11 protein-coding genes are annotated in these 20890 nt (G+C 37.0%); 10 read left to right on the top strand and 1 reads right to left on the bottom strand.

Translation table 11 applies throughout. The annotated features are described in order from the left end of the window. The first annotated feature begins 4 nt into the window (after positions 1-4). The 7 genes from rplJ to P7V56_RS13410 all read left to right on the top strand — a co-directional run bounded on the left by rplJ (position 5) and on the right by P7V56_RS13410 (position 14725). A complete protein-coding gene (gene rplJ, locus P7V56_RS13440) occupies positions 5-505 on the top strand; it encodes a 50S ribosomal protein L10 (protein WP_171222212.1) in 501 nt (166 codons plus the stop codon). Between the two features lie 53 nt (positions 506-558). Then, positions 559-930 (top strand): 50S ribosomal protein L7/L12, encoded by a 372-nt coding sequence (rplL, locus tag P7V56_RS13435; RefSeq protein WP_171222213.1) that lies wholly within the window; start codon positions 559-561, stop codon positions 928-930. 256 nt (positions 931-1186) lie between these two features. Then, positions 1187-4999 carry a DNA-directed RNA polymerase subunit beta gene (gene rpoB / locus P7V56_RS13430; protein ID WP_171222214.1) on the top strand — a complete coding sequence of 1271 codons (3813 nt, stop codon included), beginning with the start codon at positions 1187-1189 and terminating at the stop codon, positions 4997-4999. An 80-nt stretch (positions 5000-5079) separates the two neighbouring features. After that, the gene (rpoC, locus tag P7V56_RS13425) at positions 5080-9384 is read left to right on the top strand and encodes a DNA-directed RNA polymerase subunit beta' (protein WP_171222215.1); all 4305 of its coding nucleotides are present in this window, start codon (positions 5080-5082) and stop codon (positions 9382-9384) included. 114 nt (positions 9385-9498) lie between these two features. Further along, entirely contained in the window at positions 9499-9810 is a 312-nt protein-coding gene (locus P7V56_RS13420) for a DUF3467 domain-containing protein (protein WP_121311667.1), read from the top strand. Between the two features lie 458 nt (positions 9811-10268). Beyond that, the gene (locus P7V56_RS13415) at positions 10269-14468 is read left to right on the top strand and encodes a beta strand repeat-containing protein (protein WP_171222216.1); all 4200 of its coding nucleotides are present in this window, start codon (positions 10269-10271) and stop codon (positions 14466-14468) included. Between the two features lie 44 nt (positions 14469-14512). Further along, the gene (locus P7V56_RS13410; RefSeq protein ID WP_171222217.1) at positions 14513-14725 is read left to right on the top strand and encodes an Fjoh_0651 family PID-CTERM protein; all 213 of its coding nucleotides are present in this window, start codon (positions 14513-14515) and stop codon (positions 14723-14725) included. 99 nt (positions 14726-14824) lie between these two features. On the opposite strand, the gene P7V56_RS13405 is transcribed toward P7V56_RS13410, so the two are convergent. Continuing rightward, positions 14825-16414: a peptide chain release factor 3 gene (locus P7V56_RS13405; protein ID WP_171222218.1), complete on the bottom strand. Its 1590-nt coding sequence runs from the start codon at positions 16412-16414 to the stop codon at positions 14825-14827. A gap of 254 nt (positions 16415-16668) precedes the next feature. Here P7V56_RS13405 and P7V56_RS13400 point away from each other — a divergent pair, with 254 nt between their 5' ends. From P7V56_RS13400 to P7V56_RS13390, 3 genes are read left to right on the top strand one after another with little or no spacing between them, the layout of a single operon-like run. Next, complete coding sequence (locus tag P7V56_RS13400) at positions 16669-18636, top strand: peptidylprolyl isomerase (protein WP_171222219.1); 1968 nt, start codon at positions 16669-16671, stop codon at positions 18634-18636. A gap of 1 nt (position 18637) precedes the next feature. After that, a complete protein-coding gene (locus tag P7V56_RS13395) occupies positions 18638-19486 on the top strand; it encodes a hypothetical protein (RefSeq protein ID WP_171222220.1) in 849 nt (282 codons plus the stop codon). Next, complete coding sequence (locus P7V56_RS13390) at positions 19449-20876, top strand: peptidylprolyl isomerase (protein ID WP_171222329.1); 1428 nt, start codon at positions 19449-19451, stop codon at positions 20874-20876. Before P7V56_RS13395 ends, P7V56_RS13390 begins: the two co-directional genes overlap by 38 nt. Positions 20877-20890: the final 14 nt, after the last annotated feature.

Raw genomic sequence — 20890 nt, 5'->3', positions numbered from 1 at the left:
TATTATGACAAGAGAAGAAAAATCAATCGCGATAGAAGATTTAACTGCAAAGTTGGCGGAAAGTAATATTGTATATATTGCTGACACCTCTGGGTTAGATGCAGAAACTACTTCAAATCTAAGAAGAGCTTGTTTCAAAGCAGGTATCAAATTAGAAGTAGTAAAAAATACTTTGCTTGAAAAAGCAATGGAAGCTTCCGCAAATGATTACGGTGATTTAGCTTCTGTATTAAAAGGAAATTCTTCCATTTTTATTGCAGACATCGCCAATGCTCCGGCAAAAATCATTAAAGATTTTAGAAAGAAATCAGATAAACCTGTTTTCAAAGGTGCTTATATCAACCAAGAAATCTACATTGGAGATAACTTGTTAGACAGCCTAGCATCTCTTAAATCTAAAGAAGAAGTTATTGGAGAAATCATCGGATTACTTCAATCTCCTGCGCAACGTATTATTTCAGCGTTATTAAACAATGCTGAACAAAAAGGCGAGGCAGCAGAATAATTAGAGCAGACTAAAAAAATAATAATTAAAGAACATTTTAAACGATAGAAAAAATGGCAGATTTGAAACAATTCGCAGAACAATTAGTTAACCTAACAGTAAAAGAAGTTAACGATTTAGCTACAATATTAAAAGATGAGTATGGTATTGAACCAGCTGCTGCAGCAGTAGTAGTTGCTGCTGGTGGTGGTGATGCCGGAGCTGCTGAAGAGCAAACAGAATTCACAGTAGTATTGAAAGATGCTGGTGCTTCTAAATTAGCAGTAGTTAAAGCTGTAAAAGAACTTACAGGTTTAGGTCTTAAAGAAGCAAAAGATATCGTTGATGGTGCACCTGCAAACATCAAAGAAGGAGTATCTAAAGCAGAAGCTGAAGGTTTGAAAAAATCTTTAGAAGAAGCTGGAGCTGTTGTTGAGTTAAAATAATCCAACACCGGTTTTAGAACTAGGTTTAGGCCTTGGATAAATGCGTCCAAGGGCCTAAACCATTTTTCGTATAATAAAATTATTGTCTTAAATAAAACCAAATACGAAAAACTTTTAACCCATACGAAGAAGAAAACGAACTAATTTTCCTGGTTTATTTTTAAGAGGTATTGGTTATCAAATAAAGGAAAAGTAGAATCAAACCGTGTGCTTACACACAAAAATTACTTTTTTTAAATCAAAATTTTGTCCATTGATGATAACAAATCAGACTGAAAGATTGAATTTTGCCTCTACTAAAAACATACCGCAATATCCCGATTTTCTGGATGTTCAGGTAAAATCTTTTAAAGATTTCTTCCAATTGGAAACCAAATCTGATGAAAGAGGCAACGAAGGGTTATATAACACCTTCATGGAAAACTTTCCAATTACTGATACAAGAAACCAATTTGTATTGGAATTCCTGGATTATTTTGTTGACCCACCGCGTTACACCATTCAAGAGTGTATCGAAAGAGGTTTAACTTATAGTGTGCCTTTAAAAGCCAGACTAAAACTATACTGTACCGATCCGGAACACGAAGATTTTGAAACGATTGTACAAGATGTGTATCTTGGAACAATTCCCTACATGACACCAAGCGGAACTTTCGTGATCAATGGTGCCGAACGTGTGGTAGTTTCTCAGTTACACCGTTCTCCGGGCGTTTTCTTTGGTCAGTCTTTCCATGCTAATGGAACTAAGTTGTATTCTGCCAGAGTTATTCCTTTCAAAGGGTCATGGATTGAATTTGCTACCGATATCAACAGCGTAATGTATGCTTATATCGATAGAAAGAAAAAATTACCGGTGACCACTCTTTTCCGTGCTATCGGATTTGAAAGAGATAAGGACATCCTTGAAATATTTGACCTTGCAGAAGAAATCAAAGTTTCAAAAACCGGTCTTAAGAAATACGTAGGAAGAAGATTAGCCGCGAGAGTGTTGAACACTTGGCACGAAGATTTCGTTGATGAGGATACCGGAGAAGTAGTATCTATCGAACGTAACGAAATTATCTTAGATCGTGATACTATTATCGACAAAGATAACGTAGAAGAAATCATCGATTCTAACGTAAAATCTATTTTGTTACACAAGGAAGATGCCAATCAAGGTGATTATGCCATCATCCACAACACGTTACAAAAAGACCCAACAAACTCAGAAAAAGAAGCTGTTGAGCACATTTACCGTCAGTTGCGTAATGCAGAACCGCCTGATGAAGAAACTGCTCGTGGCATCATAGATAAATTATTCTTCTCTGACCAACGTTATAACTTAGGTGAAGTTGGTCGTTACAGAATGAACAAAAAATTGAACCTTGATATCCCAATGGAAAAGCAAGTCTTGACCAAAGAAGATATCATCACGATTGTGAAGTACTTAATCGAATTAATCAACTCTAAAGCAGAGATTGATGATATTGATCACTTGTCAAACCGTCGTGTACGTACCGTTGGGGAGCAATTGTCTCAACAATTCGGTGTAGGTTTAGCCCGTATGGCACGTACTATCCGTGAAAGAATGAACGTTAGAGATAACGAGGTATTTACCCCAATCGATTTGATCAATGCTAAAACATTGTCGTCGGTAATCAACTCTTTCTTTGGTACGAACCAGTTGTCTCAATTCATGGACCAAACGAATCCACTAGCTGAGATTACCCACAAAAGAAGATTATCTGCCCTTGGACCGGGTGGACTTTCAAGAGAAAGAGCCGGTTTCGAGGTACGTGACGTTCACTACACGCACTACGGAAGATTGTGTCCGATTGAAACGCCGGAAGGACCAAACATTGGTTTGATTTCCTCACTTGGAGTTTATGCCAAAGTAAACGGAATGGGATTCATCGAAACGCCTTACCGCGAAGTGAAAAACGGTACCGTTGACTTGACTTCAGAACCTATTTATTTAAGCGCCGAAGAGGAAGAAGGAAAGATGATTGCGCAGGCCAATATCGCCATGAACGATAACGGAAAGATTACAGCCGATAAAGTTATTGCCCGTGAAGAAGGTGATTTCCCGGTTGTTGATCCAACAGAAATTCACTATACAGACGTTGCACCGAACCAAATTGCTTCGATTTCGGCTTCGTTAATTCCGTTCTTGGAACACGATGATGCGAACCGTGCGTTGATGGGATCCAACATGATGCGTCAGGCCGTACCATTATTACGTCCTGAAGCCCCAATTGTTGGAACCGGTTTAGAGCGCCAAGTAGCTTCTGATTCAAGAGTATTAATTAATGCAGAAGGCGATGGTACTGTTGAGTACGTTGATGCCAATATGATTACCATTAAATACGACAGAACAGAAGAAGAAAGAATGGTAAGCTTCGACCCGGACGAAAAAACATACCAATTAATCAAATTCAGAAAAACGAACCAAAGTACATCCATCAACCTAAAACCTATCGTAAGAAAAGGGGACAGAGTGAAATTAGGTCAAGTACTTTGTGAAGGATACGCCACTCAAAACGGTGAATTAGCATTAGGAAGAAACCTTAAAGTGGCCTTTATGCCATGGAAAGGGTACAACTTCGAGGATGCGATTGTAATTTCTGAAAAGGTAGTTCGCGATGATATTTTCACGTCTATCCACGTGGATGATTATTCATTAGAAGTTAGAGATACCAAATTAGGTAACGAAGAATTAACTAATGATATCCCGAACGTTTCTGAAGAAGCTACCAAAGACTTAGATGAAAACGGAATGATCAGAATTGGAGCCGAAGTTAAACCTGGCGACATTCTAATCGGAAAAATTACACCAAAAGGAGAATCAGATCCTACACCGGAAGAGAAATTGTTAAGAGCCATCTTCGGAGATAAAGCAGGAGATGTAAAAGATGCTTCATTGAAAGCTTCTCCATCTTTACACGGTGTGGTTTTAGACAAAAAATTATTCGCGAGAGCGGTAAAAGATAAAAAGAAACGTACCAAAGATAAAGACGATTTGACGTCTTTGGAAATGGAATTCGAAACCAAATTTGTAGAGTTAAAAGACAAATTGGTTGACAAATTATTCAACATCGTTAACGGAAAAACATCGCAAGGTGTCATGAACGATTTAGGAGAAGAAGTTTTACCAAAAGGTAAAAAGTATACTCAGAAAATGTTACATGCCGTGGAAGATTTCGCTCACTTAACCAAAGGACAATGGGTTGCTGATGATGAAACTAACCGTTTGGTTAACGACTTAATTCACAACTATAAAATAAAATTAAACGATTTACAAGGTGCTTTAAGAAGAGAGAAATTTACCATCACTGTTGGAGACGAATTACCAGCCGGTATCTTGAAATTAGCGAAAGTATACATCGCTAAGAAACGTAAATTGAAAGTGGGTGATAAAATGGCGGGACGTCACGGAAACAAAGGTATTGTGGCTCGTATCGTTCGTCATGAAGACATGCCGTTCTTAGAAGACGGAACACCGGTAGATATCGTATTGAATCCACTAGGGGTACCATCTCGTATGAACATCGGTCAGATTTATGAAACCGTTTTAGGTTGGGCCGGAATGAACTTGGGTAGAAAATTTGCTACTCCAATTTTTGACGGAGCCACTTTAGACCAAATCAATGAATTGACAGATGAAGCAGGTATTCCGCGTTTCGGTCATACTTACTTGTATGATGGAGGAACAGGAGAACGTTTCCACCAACCGGCAACAGTAGGAGTAATCTACATGTTGAAATTAGGACACATGGTAGACGATAAAATGCACGCACGTTCTATAGGTCCATACTCATTGATTACGCAACAACCATTGGGAGGTAAAGCCCAGTTCGGAGGTCAGCGTTTCGGAGAAATGGAGGTTTGGGCACTTGAAGCTTATGGAGCCTCAAGCACGCTTAGAGAAATTTTGACTGTTAAATCGGATGACGTAATCGGTAGAGCTAAAACTTACGAAGCAATCGTTAAGGGAGAAACTATGCCGGAACCGGGATTACCGGAATCTTTCAATGTATTAATGCATGAATTGAAAGGTCTTGGATTAGACATCAGATTAGAAGAATAAAAATAGTTGGCAGTGGCAGTGTTCGGATACATTATTTGAACACTGACTACTGAATACTGAACACTTTAAAAGTTACGACTATGATGAATAGAAATAAAGATACTAAAAATACTATCAAAAGATTTGACAGAATTTCGATAGGACTAGCTTCTCCGGAATCCATCTTGGCTGAGTCAAGAGGTGAGGTTTTGAAGCCGGAAACTATCAACTATAGAACCCACAAACCGGAACGTGACGGTCTTTTCTGTGAGCGTATCTTCGGACCTGTAAAGGATTTCGAATGTGCTTGTGGTAAATACAAAAGAATCCGATACAAAGGAATCGTTTGTGACCGTTGTGGTGTAGAAGTTACCGAGAAAAAAGTACGTAGAGACAGAGTTGGTCACATCAATTTAGTAGTGCCAATTGCTCACATTTGGTACTTCCGTTCTTTACCAAACAAAATTGGTTATATCCTAGGGTTACCGTCTAAAAAATTAGATATGATTATTTACTACGAAAGATACGTAGTAATCCAAGCTGGTATTGCTCAAAATGCCGATGGAGAATCATTAAACCGATTAGACTTCTTAACAGAAGAAGAATATCTAAATATTTTAGATACGCTTCCGATGGAAAACCAATATTTGGATGACAATGATCCGAATAAATTCATCGCCAAAATGGGTGCTGAATGTATTATGGACCTGTTAGCTCGTACCGACTTAGATGCCTTGTCATACGAGTTGCGTCACAGCGCTAACAACGAAACGTCTAAACAAAGAAAAACAGAAGCGTTAAAAAGATTACAAGTAGTAGAGTCGTTCCGCGAATCGAACTTGAACAGAGAAAACCGTCCGGAATGGATGATTTTGAAGGTAATTCCGGTGATTCCGCCAGAATTGCGTCCGTTGGTGCCGCTTGATGGAGGTCGTTTTGCTACTTCCGATTTGAACGATTTGTACAGAAGAGTTATCATCCGTAACAACCGTTTGAAAAGATTGATGGAAATCAAAGCTCCGGAAGTAATCTTGAGAAACGAAAAACGTATGTTACAAGAATCAGTAGATTCCTTATTTGACAACACACGTAAAGCTTCTGCGGTTAAAACAGAATCAAACAGACCATTGAAATCACTTTCTGATTCATTGAAAGGTAAACAAGGTCGTTTCCGTCAAAACTTATTAGGAAAACGTGTAGATTATTCTGCTCGTTCGGTAATTGTTGTTGGACCGGAAATGAAATTGTTCGAATGTGGTTTGCCAAAAGATATGGCGGCTGAATTGTACAAACCATTCGTTATTCGTAAGTTAATTGAAAGAGGAATCGTTAAAACGGTTAAGTCAGCTAAGAAAATCATCGACAAAAAAGAGCCGGTAGTTTGGGATATCCTTGAAAATGTAATCAAAGGTCACCCGGTATTACTAAACCGTGCTCCTACGTTACACAGATTAGGTATCCAAGCTTTCCAACCTAAATTAATTGAAGGAAAAGCAATCCAGTTACACCCGTTAGTATGTACGGCTTTTAACGCGGATTTTGATGGTGACCAAATGGCGGTTCACTTACCGTTAGGACCGGAAGCTATTTTGGAAGCTCAATTGTTAATGTTGGCTTCTCATAATATCTTAAACCCGGCGAATGGTGCTCCAATCACGGTTCCTTCTCAAGACATGGTTTTGGGTCTGTACTACATGACCAAAGAAAGATTGTCTACACCGGAACACCCTATTTTAGGGGAAGGCTTAACTTTCTATTCTGCTGAAGAAGTAAATATTGCTTTGAATGAAGGCAGATTAGAGTTGAATGCTCGTGTAAAAATCAGAGCCAAAGACTTCAATGAAAATGGAGAATTGGTTTATAAAATTATCCAAACTACTGCCGGTAGAGTATTATTTAATGAAGTAGTACCGCAAGCAGCAGGTTATATCAATGAAGTATTAACTAAAAAATCTTTACGTGATATCATCGGAAAAATCCTTGCTGTAACGGATGTTCCAACAACGGCTGCCTTCCTTGATAACATGAAAGATATGGGGTATAAATTCGCTTTCAAAGGTGGATTGTCATTCTCATTAGGTGATATTATCATTCCGCAAAGAAAAGATGAATTAATCGCTGATGCTCGTGAGCAAGTTGACGGAATTACCATGAACTATAACATGGGTCTTATCACCAACAACGAGCGTTACAACCAAGTAATTGATGTTTGGACTTCAACGAATGCATTGTTGACTGAGTTGGCCATGAAAAATATTCGTGAAGACCAACAAGGTTTCAACTCGGTATATATGATGCTTGACTCCGGAGCACGTGGATCTAAAGAACAGATTCGTCAGTTAACCGGTATGCGTGGTTTGATGGCTAAACCGAAAAAATCAACAGCCGGTGGTGGTGAAATTATCGAAAACCCGATTCTTTCCAACTTTAAAGAAGGACTTTCGATTTTGGAATACTTCATCTCTACCCACGGTGCTCGTAAAGGATTAGCGGATACCGCTTTGAAAACGGCCGATGCAGGTTACTTGACTCGTCGTTTACATGACGTTTCTCAAGACGTAATTGTAAACTCAGTAGATTGTGGTACGTTAAGAGGAATCGAAGTTTCGGCTTTGAAGAAAAATGAAGAAATCGTTGAAACTTTAGGAGAGAGAATCTTAGGACGTGTAGCGTTACAAGATGTTATCAATCCGTTGACTAACGAGATATTAGTTCACTCAGGAGAGCAAATCACTGAGGCGATTGTAAAAGCTATCGAAGAATCTCCATTAGAGAAAGTTGACGTACGTTCGCCATTGACTTGTGAAGCTAAGAAAGGAATCTGTGCTAAATGTTACGGAAGAAACTTAGCCACCGGGAAAATGACTCAAAAAGGGGAAGCTGTCGGAGTAATCGCAGCTCAGTCCATTGGAGAACCGGGAACACAGTTGACACTACGTACTTTCCACGTTGGTGGTGTTGCAGGTGGTGTTTCAGAAGAATCAAGCATCGTTGCAAGATTCGGAGGAAGATTGGAAATCGAAGATTTGAAAACGGTTGTTGGAGAAGATACAGAAGGCAATAAAGTAGATATTGTAGTTTCTCGTTCTACTGAATTGAAATTGGTTGATGTTAAAACCGGAATCTTATTAAGTACGCACAATATTCCTTATGGTTCTGTTATCAGTGTGAAAGATGGAGATGTGGTTGAAAAAGGTGCTACTATCTGTAAATGGGATCCATACAACGGAGTTATCGTTTCTGAATTTACCGGAAAAATTGCTTATGAAGATTTAGAGCAAGGACAATCGTTCCAGGTGGAGATTGATGAGCAAACCGGTTTCCAAGAAAAAGTAATTTCTGAGGGAAGAAATAAAAAATTAATCCCAACCTTATTGGTTTACGGTAAAGACGGAGAGTTAATCCGTTCTTACAACTTACCGGTTGGTGCTCACCTTATGGTAGAAGACGGAGAAAAAATTAAAGCCGGTAAAATCTTGGTGAAAATTCCTCGTCGTTCTTCTAAAGCAGGCGATATCACCGGAGGTTTACCAAGAATTACAGAGTTGTTAGAAGCTCGTAATCCTTCAAACCCTGCGGTAGTTTCTGAAATTGATGGTGTAGTTTCTTTTGGAAAAATCAAAAGAGGTAACCGTGAGATTATCATCGAATCTAAATTTGGTGAGGTGAAGAAATACTTAGTGAAATTATCAAGTCAAATCTTGGTTCAAGAAAATGACTTCGTAAAAGCGGGTGTGCCTTTGTCTGACGGAGCAATTACTCCGGATGATATCTTAAGAATTCAAGGGCCATCAGCTGTTCAACAGTATTTGGTTAATGAGATTCAAGAGGTTTACCGTTTACAAGGGGTAAAAATCAATGACAAACACTTTGAGGTTGTTATTCGTCAAATGATGCGTAAAGTACAAGTGCAAGATCCGGGAGATACTTTATTCTTGGAAGAGCAACTAATACACACCGCAGACTTTATCGAAGAAAACGATAAATTATACGGAATGAAAGTGGTAGAGGATGCCGGAGATTCAGAGGTGTTAAAACCGGGTCAAATCGTATCGCCACGTGAGTTAAGAGATGAAAATTCATTGTTAAAACGTAATGATAAAAACCAAGTTGTGGCTCGTGATGTAATCACCGCTACAGCAACTCCGGTACTTCAAGGTATCACGAGAGCATCGTTACAAACCAAATCATTTATCTCGGCAGCATCGTTCCAAGAGACTACAAAAGTATTAAACGAAGCCGCAGTAGCCGGTAAAGTAGATACCTTAGAAGGTCTTAAAGAAAATGTTATTGTTGGGCACAGAATTCCTGCCGGTACCGGTATGAGAGATTACGATCACACTATTGTAGGTTCGAAAGAAGATTACAATGAAATTATGGCCAACAAAGAAGAATACATCTATTAATAGCCATATTAATAGTTAAATTTAACAAAAGCCACTACTTTAAATCTTAAATTAGTGGCTTTTTTAATAGTAAGAGTATAAATTTAATATCTAATATTTAAAATCTAATATCAAATGAGTGATAATAATCAGCAACAAGGTCAAATTAATATTGAGTTGGATGAGAAAACAGCCGAGGGAATCTATTCCAATTTGGCCATCATCAACCATTCAGCTTCAGAATTTGTAGTTGACTTTGTAACCATCATGCCGGGCGTGCCTAAGGCTAAAGTAAAATCGAGAATTGTGTTAACACCGCAACATGCTAAAAGATTTCTGAAAGCATTAGGTGAAAACATCCACCGATTTGAATTAGCTAACGGCGAAATCAAGGATACAGAGCAACCTCCAATTCCTTTGAATTTTGGTCCTGCCGGTCAAGCCTAAATTAAATATTTTTTTTAAATATAAACCCTCTTAAGCAATTGAGAGGGTTTTGCTTTTGGTGATGTTTTTGAAAATCTATATTTGTCAATATGTAATTATGCTCAATTTCTTCTTACTATTGCATATCACGAAAACGATTTAGTTCTAAATAATTAAATCATAACTTCTTACATATTGTTTTTTTTGTAGTTTTACAACCTAAGCATTAATATTAAAAATACAATTTGTTGTTCTAAAGTTAATGCTAACTGTGTAAAAAACAGTATTTTTGTTAGGTTTTATATTGTTAAATTTATCCGAAGAAGTATTTCATCGAATAAATTAATTTTTTAAAAAATAATTACATTAATTTATCGATGTTTTCTTGTTGTTTGACAATTTTTTTTTCGTTAAACATTTTTAAAGTAGTAAGTTTGCAAACCTATAAACCTCAAGTCTAAAAAAATAAAATTTAGTATATGAAAAGATTTTTACCTAATTCAAATTCAAGTAAAAAAGCGAGTGTTTTTTTAAAGCCAATAAACAAGTCTCTTTTCTTAGTTTGTTTTTTCTTAATAAGCTTAAATGCTATAGGACAAACCAGTATTTGGACCAATCCGATTACAGGGACCAATCCGGCCGTTGCGAATCCATATACTACAGGACAAACAGTGAATTCCAATATAACTGTGAGCGGAATTGGTTATGCCGCCGTTTTGTCAGCATTAACATCAACAAATACTTACAATGTTGGTGATTGGACTACAAGTGCTACCATAAATACAGGACAATATTTTAGTTTCACAATTACGCCTTCAACGGGTTACAAAGTAAGTATGAACAGTTTTGTCTACACCGGAACCTCGGGAAGTAGAGCACCTACTTCTTTTGCTTTCAGGTCAGACGCCGCTTCGGATAATTTTACTACCAATGTTGGGACACCTAATGCAGCCGGAACTACAATAAGTTTGTCCGGTGCAAATTATCAAAATTTATCAGCAGCCACTTCTTTCAGATTTTACGGGTTTAATGCTACTAATGGTAGTGCCGCTTCCAGAGCTTACGCAATTAATGACTTCACTTTCAACGGTTCAGTGCTTGGTTCAGCTACTACTTCATTGGCATTTGGATCGAATTCTTACGGCTCTGCTCCAGTACAAACTTTTCAAGTTAATGGAGCGGGTTTAATTCCAGCAACTGCAACGATTACAGTAAATGGGTCAACCAATTATGAAGTATCCACTACTTCATCAACGTCAGGATTTGGTGCAACAGCAACTTTAACAGCAGCCGGAGGAAGTTTATCAGGTGCTAATGTTTGGGTTCGTTTGAAAGGCACAACAGCAGTGGGAACTTACAACGAAAACATTACTTTTGGAGGAGGTGGAGTTACGGGGATTACAATTGCTTGTAGTGGAACAGTAACTACGGCACCTTTAACCATTACAGGAATAACTGCCGACAATAAAACTTATGATGGATTGACAACCACTACTCTAAGCGGAACTGCAGCTTATGTTGGATTGCAAAATGGAGAAAGCTTTAGTGTTACTGGTTCTCCTTCAGCTAACTTTAATACAGCAACGGTTGGTAACGGTAAGCCCGTTACTGTAACAGGCTACACAGCTCCTAACACTAATTATACTGTGTCGCAACCAAGTTTAACTGCTGATATTACAACAGCAGCTTTAAGCATTACGGCTAATAATGGAAGCAAAACTTACGGACAAACATATACAGTAGGATCAGGCTCAACAGCTTTTTCATCAATAGGATTACAAAATGGTGAAACAATAGGAAGCATAACCATTGCCAGTACGGGAGCTATTGCAACTGCTGCTGTAGGTTCTTATAATATTGTTCCTTCACTTGCTACTGGCGGTACTTTTACAGCTAGTAATTACACTATTACATATAATGACGGTACTCTTACTGTTAATCCGGCTTCTTTAACCATTACAGCTAATAACGGAACTAAAGTTTATGGTTCAACTCAATCAACACCCATAACAGGTTCAACAGCATTCGGTTCTGTAGGATTGCAAAACGGAGAGAGTATAGGAACCGTAACTTTGACTTACGGGTCAGGAGCTTTAGCTTCGACTGATGCAGTAGGAAGCACTTCAACAATTACTGCATCTGCCGCAACCGGTGGTACATTTACAGCAAGTAATTATTCTATAACTTATACCTCTAATTCCGGGACACTAACGGTAACTGCTGCACCTTTAACCATTACAGCAGATAATGCTTCAAAATGTTTTGGAACAACTTATGCATTAGGAACGTCTGCTTTTACTTCAAGTGGATTACAAAATAGTGAAACTATCGGAAGTGTAACATTATCAAGTTCAGGTGCTGCTTCGGGTGCTGCTGTTGGTACATATGCAATAACGCCATCATCAGCAACGGGAGGTACTTTTACTGCTTCCAATTATAACATTACTTACACTGACGGCACACTTTCAGTAATTGCTTTGCCAAATGCACCTTTAGGAACAAATGGTGCAATATGTAGTACAGGAACCGTAAATATTTCAGCTAATGTTAGCGGTGGTGAAACAGTAGATTGGTATGATGCTTCATCAGGAGGAACTTTACTATTAAGCAATTCTACCACTTATACAACCCCAAGTATTTCTTCAACAACAATTTATTATGCTGAGGCCAGAAATACTACAACCGGTTGTGTTTCCGGAACAAGAACTGCAGTTACCGCAACGGTATACGCAACTTTTACTTCCGGAGCTATTTTAACAACAGGAGAAACAATTTGTTATAATGGAGATCCTGCTTCTATTGGTAATGCAACTGTTGCCAGTGGAGGAGATGAGACCATTACCTATAAATGGCAAGCTAATGGGAATGATATTCCGGGATCTAATTCAGCAAGTTACGACCCACCGGCTGGATTAACTACTACAACCACATACACAAGATATGCTAAAGATGATACTTGTAACACTTCTTTTACAATATCTGGCGGAAGTTGGGTTGTAACAATAACTAATAATAATACATGGACCGGCACTGTAAATACTTCATGGACAAATGCAGCGAACTGGTCTTGTGGAATAGTTCCGGCTTCTGTGTCAGATGTAACTATCAGCACATCCAGTAATTATCCAGAGATTTCATCAAATGTTAGTATAAACACTTTAACATTAAATTCTGGAACAACCTTAAAAATTAATCCTTTGTTTGATTTAACTATTACAGATGTAATAGTTAACAATGGAACTTTGACTGTTGAAAATAATGCTAACTTAATACAAGTAAATGACGTAGCTAACACGGGTTCAGGCTCAACAATAGTAAAAAGAAACAGCAATCCTTTAATTCGTTTAGATTACACAATGTGGTCATCACCGGTTTCAGGACAAGGTTTGTATGCTTTCTCACCATTTACTTTTGCTAATCGTTTTTATACTTATAATACTTCAACAAATTTATTTAGCAATAGCGTAGGATTTAACGTTACAGGTTTAAATGGTTCTGGTGTAAACGGTACAGACAACAATAGTGTTCCATTTGCTACAGGAATAGGTTATTTAATACGTCTTCCATACAACCATCCGACAGCCCCGACAACATGGACAGGTAATTTTACAGGAACACCAAATAACGGAACAAAAACAATCACCCTAAATAATGTGGCAGTTGGACAAAGATTTAACCTGATAGGAAATCCATATCCATCAGCTATTGATATTGCTCAGTTTGCAGCTGATAATAGCTCAAATATTGAGTCTACTATTTATTTCTGGAGAAAAACAAATAATACAGCTAGTCCGTCTTATTGTACTTGGAATACTGCCTCAAGTACCTTTGGAGATAATGGAGAGGCTTACACCGAAAGTCCGTTAGGAATTATCAGAACCGGACAAGGTTTTATCGTTGAGGCTAAAGGAGCGGCAACTTCTGTTGAGTTTAACAACGGACAAAGATCAGACGATAATGCTGACCAGTTTTTCAGAAACAACCCAAGCACAAACAACACCAACAATGAAGCCCACAGAATTTGGTTGAATTTAACCGGTGCAACTAACGAGTTTTCACAAATGGTTGTGGGTTATTTTACCAATGCAACTCAAGGTGCAGATGAATTTGATAGTAAGTATTTTAATGATGGTGCTGTAGCTTTAAATACGAAAATAGGTGCAACAGAATACGTAATTCAAGGACGTGCTCTACCATTCCAATCGACTGATGTAATTCCTTTAAACTTTAAAGTAACAAATCCAGGAACATATACATTAGCAATTGACCATGTTGACGGATTGTTTACCGCCGGCGCACAAGATATATTTATCAAAGACAATTTAAATGGTACTTATAACAATTTAAATATTTCGGCTTATACTTTTGCCTCTGATGCCGGAACATTTGCAGATAGATTTGAAATTGTTTACCAATCGCCATTAGAAGTTGGGTCACCAATATTCAATCCTAATCAAGTGATTATATACAAAAACGAAACTAATGATTTTGTTATCAATACCGGGAATACGGTTATGTCTACTGTAAAAGTATTTGACATTAGAGGAAGAATGTTGTTGGAGAAAAGTGAAATTAATAGTTCACAAGTTACTATAACAACCGGACAGGCGAATGAAGTTCTTTTGATTCAAATTACTTCCCAAGATGGATTGGTAGTTACTAAAAAAGTAATAAGATAGGTAAGGTTGTCTTTAAAAAATATAAAAATACATAAGTGATTGTTATGAAAAATAGTTTAAAATTTTATTTTGTTACCTTGTTATTGTTAGCCTTTGATTTTGTGGCATTTGCCCAACCCGGCGATGACGATGGAGGTGGCGGTCTTGAAGGTGATGATCCTCAACCGGCCCCAATTGACAGTAAATTAACAATCTTGTTGATTGTCGGAATTTTATTTGTTTTTTATACTTATAAGAAATCCAAAAGAACAATATAATTCTTCCTATAGGTTTTTTAAAATAACTAAAAACACCCACTTATTCATACTTGATAAATGGGTGTTTTTATATTTAAACCAGAATTAATCTTAAATCAATTAATCAAACTCCGAAGTAAAGTATAATTTAACATTAGGAAATTTACTTTGAGTCATTTGAATGGTAAACTCTGAGTCGGCCAAAAATACCAATTGACCATATTTATCATGTGCCAAGAATTTTTGTTTGATTCTTTTAAACTCTTTGAACTCTTCGCTTTTCGGGTCGGTCGGTTTTACCCAACAAGCTTTGTGTACCGGGAAATTTTCATAGCTACACTTGGCGCCATATTCATGCTCCAAACGGTATTGAATCACTTCATATTGCAGCGCACCAACGGTTCCAATCACTTTACGGTTGTTCATTTCTAATGTAAATAACTGCGCCACACCTTCATCCATTAATTGATCAACTCCTTTGTCGAGTTGTTTGGCCTTTAAAGGATCAGCATTGTTGATGTATCGGAAATGCTCCGGAGAAAAACTAGGAATTCCTTTAAAACTCATCAATTCTCCTTCAGTTAGAGTGTCGCCTATTTTGAAGTTTCCGGTGTCGTGTAAACCCACAATATCACCTGGATAGGAAATATCAACAATCTCCTTTTTTTCTGCAAAAAAGGCATTCGGACTCGAGAATTTCAAATTTTTGTTCAATCGGACGTGTGTGTAAGGCTTGTTTCTTTCAAACGTTCCGGAAACAATTTTAACAAATGCCAAACGGTCACGGTGTTTCGGATCCATATTGGCATGTATTTTAAAGACAAAACCCGTCATCTTTTCTTCTTCCGGTTTTACCAATCTTGTTTCTGATTCTTTTGGTCTTGGTGTCGGAGCAATTTCAACAAAACAATCCAATAATTCTCTTACTCCGAAATTGTTTAAAGCAGAGCCAAAAAATACCGGTTGTAAAGTGCCGTCTAAATAACTTTGTCTGTCAAAAGCAGGATAAACTTCTGAGATTAATTCTAATTCGTCTCTAAGTTTTACTGCCGGTTTTTCACCGATTATTTTTTCCAATTCCGGACTGTTAATGTCGGAAAAGGCAATGGTGTCTTCAATGTTTTTTCGACTGTCACCGCTAAAAAGATTAATATTTTGTTCCCAAATATTGTAAATACCTTGAAAATCATAACCCATTCCGATAGGAAAACTCAAAGGCGTAACGGTTAGCCCTAATTTTTGCTCTACTTCATCCATCAAATCAAAGGCATCTTTTCCTTCGCGGTCTAGTTTGTTGATGAACACAATCATTGGAATGCTTCTCATTCGGCAAACTTCGACTAATTTTTCGGTCTGTTCTTCAACCCCTTTGGCAACGTCAATCACTACAATAACACTGTCAACTGCTGTCAAAGTTCTAAAAGTATCTTCGGCAAAATCCTTATGGCCGGGCGTGTCCAGAATATTGATTTTTTTGTCTTTGTAATTAAAGGCCAAAACCGAGGTCGCTACCGAAATCCCTCTTTGACGCTCAATCTCCATAAAATCGGATGTAGCCCCTTTTTTGATTTTATTATTCTTTACCGCTCCGGCTTCCTGAATCGCACCTCCAAAAAGCAATAACTTTTCAGTAAGTGTAGTCTTTCCGGCATCGGGATGCGAGATAATTCCAAAGGTTCTGCGGCGTTGTATTTCTTTTAAAAAACTCATGATTTTTAATAAATGGTCTGCAAAAATACTATTATTTACCCATTATTTGGTTATGTATTTGCAGTCTGTTTTGATTAATGGAAAACGGGGTGATTTTTCTGTTAATAAATTTTTGTTAATAGTAGGCTCTATAGTTGTATAATGTGATTGAATTGTTACTTTTGTTGATTGTTACCTCGATAAACCAAAGCATTTTCGGTTTGTTGAAAAAACCAATATTAAATTGTAAATTTTTTAATAGAAATTATAAAAACATGAGTTTAAAACAGTTTTTTTTAGGATTGTTCTTTTTAATGTCATTAGACGGAATAGGGCAAAATAATTCAAAAGAAGTTTTGTTTACCATAAACGATAAGCCTTATTATACCGATGAATTTTCGAGGGTTTACAAGAAAAACCTAGAATTGGTAAAAGATGAATCTCAAAAAGATTTGAACCAATATTTAGAACTTTTTGTAGGTTACAAACTAAAAGTAAACAAAGCCTATAAGTTAGGTTTACAAGACAATCCAAAATACCAAAGCGAGTTAAAATCTTACCGAACGCAATTGGCCAAAAACTATTTTAACGATACCAAAATCACTCAAGAGCTTGTTCAAGAAGGTTATAATCGTTTGCAAAAAGAAGTTAAAGCATCGCATATCTTGATTATGGTGGATGAAAATGCAACTCCTGAAGACACGCTCAAAGCCTATAAAAAAATTGAAGATATCAGCCGAAAAGCCATAGAAGGAGCAGATTTTGGGGCTTTAGCTATTCAGTTTTCCGAAGATCCTTCTGCCAAAGAAAACAAAGGTGATTTAGGGTATTTCACGGCTTTCAGAATGGTGTATGCTTTTGAAAATGCCGCCTACAATACGCCAAAAGGCAAGGTGTCAAAAATTATCAGAACGCGCTTTGGCTATCATATTTTGAAAGTAGAAGACGTTAGAAATAACCGAGGTGAAGTAACTGTTGCGCATATCATGATTTTGAATCCCAAACCGGAGGATACTGACCAAGATAAGGCCAAAAATACTATCAACGATATTTACAAGAAAATCCAACAAGGGGAAAAATTTGAGGATTTGGCCAAGCAGTTTTCAGAAGATAAATCATCCTCTTCTAAAGGTGGTGTGTTGAATAAATTCGGTTCCGGACAATTGAGTTCTGAAGAGTTTGAAAATGTTGCTTTTTCTTTGCAACAAGCCAATGAAGTATCTCAACCTTTTCAATCACAATTTGGTTGGCATATTGTCAAACTAATTCAAAAACATCCGGTGCGTTCTTTGGATGAAATGAAGAATGAGTTGGAAACCAAAGTAGGGAAAGATGATAGATCAAAAAAAATCACAGCTTCATTAAATGAAAAATTAAGAAAAAAATACACCTATAAAAAAGATAACAAGCAGTATGCAATTTTGGCCAAATTGGTTACCGATGACTTCTATGAATCCAAATGGAAGCAACCGGAAAATGCCAAAGAATATACAACACCTTTGTTGACCATCAACGCTAAAAAAATTGAAGGAAAAACATTTTTAGAATTTATAGACAAACAGCAAAAATCCGGAATGACCGTTAAACCGTTAGCCAAATTGGTTGATGCTCTATACGAGAAATTCTTAGAAGCACAATTAACAGCCTATTACGATGATAATTTGGAGAATGAGTTTACTGAGTTTGCCAATGTAATGGAAGAATACCGAGACGGTTTGTTACTGTTTGATTTGATGGAGAAAGAAATTTGGGAAAGAGCCAAAACAGATTCGATTGGATTGCAAAAGTTTTACGATGAACACAAATCGGAACACCAGTGGAAAAACAGAGTGGAAGCCACTGTTCTCTCTTCCACCAAAATAGAAGAAATTAAAAAAGCATTAAATATGCTCAAGAAAAACACCGAAGTACAAGCCATTAAAGAAAAACTAAACATAAATAATGTAGTCAACGTAATGAGCAACAGCGGTGTGTTTGAAGAAGGAAATGATGCCTTGCCAAAAAGCACTAGGTTTGAAGTTGGCATTTCAGAGATTGTAAAAGAAGGCGAATACTATTTTGTGACTAAAGTGGATAAAGTGATGCCCAAAAGCATCAAAACACTAGACGAGTGCCGAGGGAAAATAGTAAACGACTACCAACAATATTTAGAGCAAAGATGGGTTGACGATTTAAAACAAGAGTTCACTGTAAAAGTCAATAAAGAAGTCTTTGAAAAAGTAAAAAAACAGTTGAATCCTTAAAATGAAACGATTTAGCCTCCTTTTGGTCATTGTTTTATTTTGTTCTTGTAACTATTTCAAGCCGGAACAAAAACCGGAATCAATTGCCAGAGTAGGTAAAAGCTATTTGTACAAAAGCAATATTGCTAAGCTGGTTCCCTCCGGAACTTCAAAAGAAGATAGCGTTTTGATGGTTAGAGATTTCATCAACCGTTGGGCAAGCCAAAAATTGCTCATAGAAGCCGCTGAAAGAAATCTGAGTGACAAAAAAAAAGGAGAATACAACGCTTTAATTAAGCAATACAAAATAGATTTATATACCAAAGCGTATATAGAAGAAGTGGTTAAAAACACCGTAGATACTTTGGTAACCCAACAAGAGTTAAAAAAGTATTACGACGAAAATAAGGAGAATTTTAAAACCAACGGAACGCTTGTTAGATTGCGTTTTATCAATTTGGCCAAAGACAATCCGCGATTTGCAACCATAAGAAGTAAGTTCTTTGATTACAATAAAAAAGACAAAAAGTTTTGGGAAACCTATGCGCTTCAATTTAAAAGCTTTGCTCTGAACGACAGCGTTTGGGTCGATATGAGCCAAGTTTATGTAAAGTTGCCGGTCATTAATCCGGAGAACCGAGATGAATTCATTCGTCCGGGAAAGAAAGCCGAAATCCAATCCAATGAAGATGTCTATTTGATAAAAATTATTAATGTGATTGATAAAAATCAAACCTCTCCGTTTGAATATATCAAACCCACACTCAAAGAAGTTATATTGAACAAAAGAAAATTAGAATTGATAAAGAAATTTGAAAAAGAAATTACCGATGATGCCATTAAAAACAAAGATTATGAAATTTATAAATAGCCAACTAATAGTAGCTGTTGTTACAGCCTTTTTTGCAGTTGGTACCGCCAATGCCCAAGAGATTATTAAAGATTCTGTAAAAACCAAACCCCAAACCAAAACCGCGCAAAAAGTTAAAGTAGACGGAATTATTGCCACAGTAGGCGATTATATTATTTTGGATTCGGATATTGATAAGTCTTTTTTGGAATTATCCAGTCAAGGACAATCAGTTAAAGATATTACGCGTTGCCAAATGCTGGGCAAATTATTGGAAGAAAAATTATATGCACACCAAGCCATACAAGACAGTATAGTGATTAAAGATGAAGAGGTAAAAGAAAAAATGAACGAGCAAATTGCGTATATGGTTGAACAATTAAGCTCGATGGAAAACGTAATCAAGTACTTCAAAAAAGACAGCGAAGAGGATTTCAGAAGTGAATTGTTTGAAATTATCAAGACCAATAAGTTAACTACGGAGATGAGAAACAAAATCATAAATGCTGTTGAAATTACTCCCGAAGAAACCCGCAATTTCTTTAAGTCTATTCCACAAGACGAATTACCGGTTTTTGGTGCTGAAATGGAAGTAGCCCAAATCGTAATCACACCAAAAATTACCGAGGAAGAAAAACAAAGAGTCATCAACCGATTAAAAGAAATCAAAGCCGAAGTTTTGGCCGGTTCCAGTTTTAAAACTCGAGCCGTTATTTATTCAGACGATAGGGGTTCAGCCTCCAATGGAGGTTTTTATAAAATCAACCGCAAAACCCAATTCGTAAAAGAGTTCAAAGATGTAGCCTTCAGTTTAGGTGAAGGAGAAATTTCAGAGCCGTTTGAAACCGAATACGGTTACCATATTATTATGGTAGAAAAAATCAAAGGACAGGAAGTAGAGTTGAGACACATTCTAATGATGCCTAAAGTTTCTGACCAAGCTTTGAAAGAGGCCAGAGAGAAAATCATTACGATTAAAAATAAAATTGAAAGCGGCGAAATCACTTTTGCGGAAGCGGCCAGAACCATGTCTGATGAAAAAGAAACCAGAGCCAATGGCGGAACTTTAATCAATCCTAAAACCCAAGATACGCACTTCGAATTGACCAAAATGGATCCGAGTTTGTATAGTGAAGTGTCTAATTTAAAAGACAATGCTATTACAGCACCTATCTTAGATGACGATCCGAGAACCGGAAAAAAATATAAAATCATCACCGTTACCAACAGAATTAACGAACACACAGCAGATTACGGTAAGGATTATATCAAAATCAAAGATTTGGCCCTAAAAGAAAAACAAATCAAAGCCATCGGTAAATGGTCTGATGAAAAAATCAAAGAAACTTACATCAAAATTAACGGAGAATACCAAGATTGCTTGTTTATCAATAATTGGTTAAAAAAATAGGAGTTAAAATGTAT

Origin of the sequence: Flavobacterium sp. IMCC34852, from assembly GCF_030643905.1 — a bacterium.
GTDB lineage: Bacteria > Bacteroidota > Bacteroidia > Flavobacteriales > Flavobacteriaceae > Flavobacterium > Flavobacterium rivulicola.
Note: the sequence above shows the minus strand (reverse complement) of the source record. Positions and strands in the feature narration are given on the sequence as shown.

Coding starts and splice junctions, on each gene's coding strand:
- rplJ (WP_171222212.1), top strand. CDS start 5: ATGACAAGAGAAGAAAAATCAATCGCGATAGAAGATTTAACTGCAAAG.
- rplL (WP_171222213.1), top strand. CDS start 559: ATGGCAGATTTGAAACAATTCGCAGAACAATTAGTTAACCTAACAGTA.
- rpoB (WP_171222214.1), top strand. CDS start 1,187: ATGATAACAAATCAGACTGAAAGATTGAATTTTGCCTCTACTAAAAAC.
- rpoC (WP_171222215.1), top strand. CDS start 5,080: ATGATGAATAGAAATAAAGATACTAAAAATACTATCAAAAGATTTGAC.
- P7V56_RS13420 (WP_121311667.1), top strand. CDS start 9,499: ATGAGTGATAATAATCAGCAACAAGGTCAAATTAATATTGAGTTGGAT.
- P7V56_RS13415 (WP_171222216.1), top strand. CDS start 10,269: ATGAAAAGATTTTTACCTAATTCAAATTCAAGTAAAAAAGCGAGTGTT.
- P7V56_RS13410 (WP_171222217.1), top strand. CDS start 14,513: ATGAAAAATAGTTTAAAATTTTATTTTGTTACCTTGTTATTGTTAGCC.
- P7V56_RS13405 (WP_171222218.1), bottom strand. CDS start 16,414: ATGAGTTTTTTAAAAGAAATACAACGCCGCAGAACCTTTGGAATTATC.
- P7V56_RS13400 (WP_171222219.1), top strand. CDS start 16,669: ATGAGTTTAAAACAGTTTTTTTTAGGATTGTTCTTTTTAATGTCATTA.
- P7V56_RS13395 (WP_171222220.1), top strand. CDS start 18,638: ATGAAACGATTTAGCCTCCTTTTGGTCATTGTTTTATTTTGTTCTTGT.
- P7V56_RS13390 (WP_171222329.1), top strand. CDS start 19,449: ATGCCATTAAAAACAAAGATTATGAAATTTATAAATAGCCAACTAATA.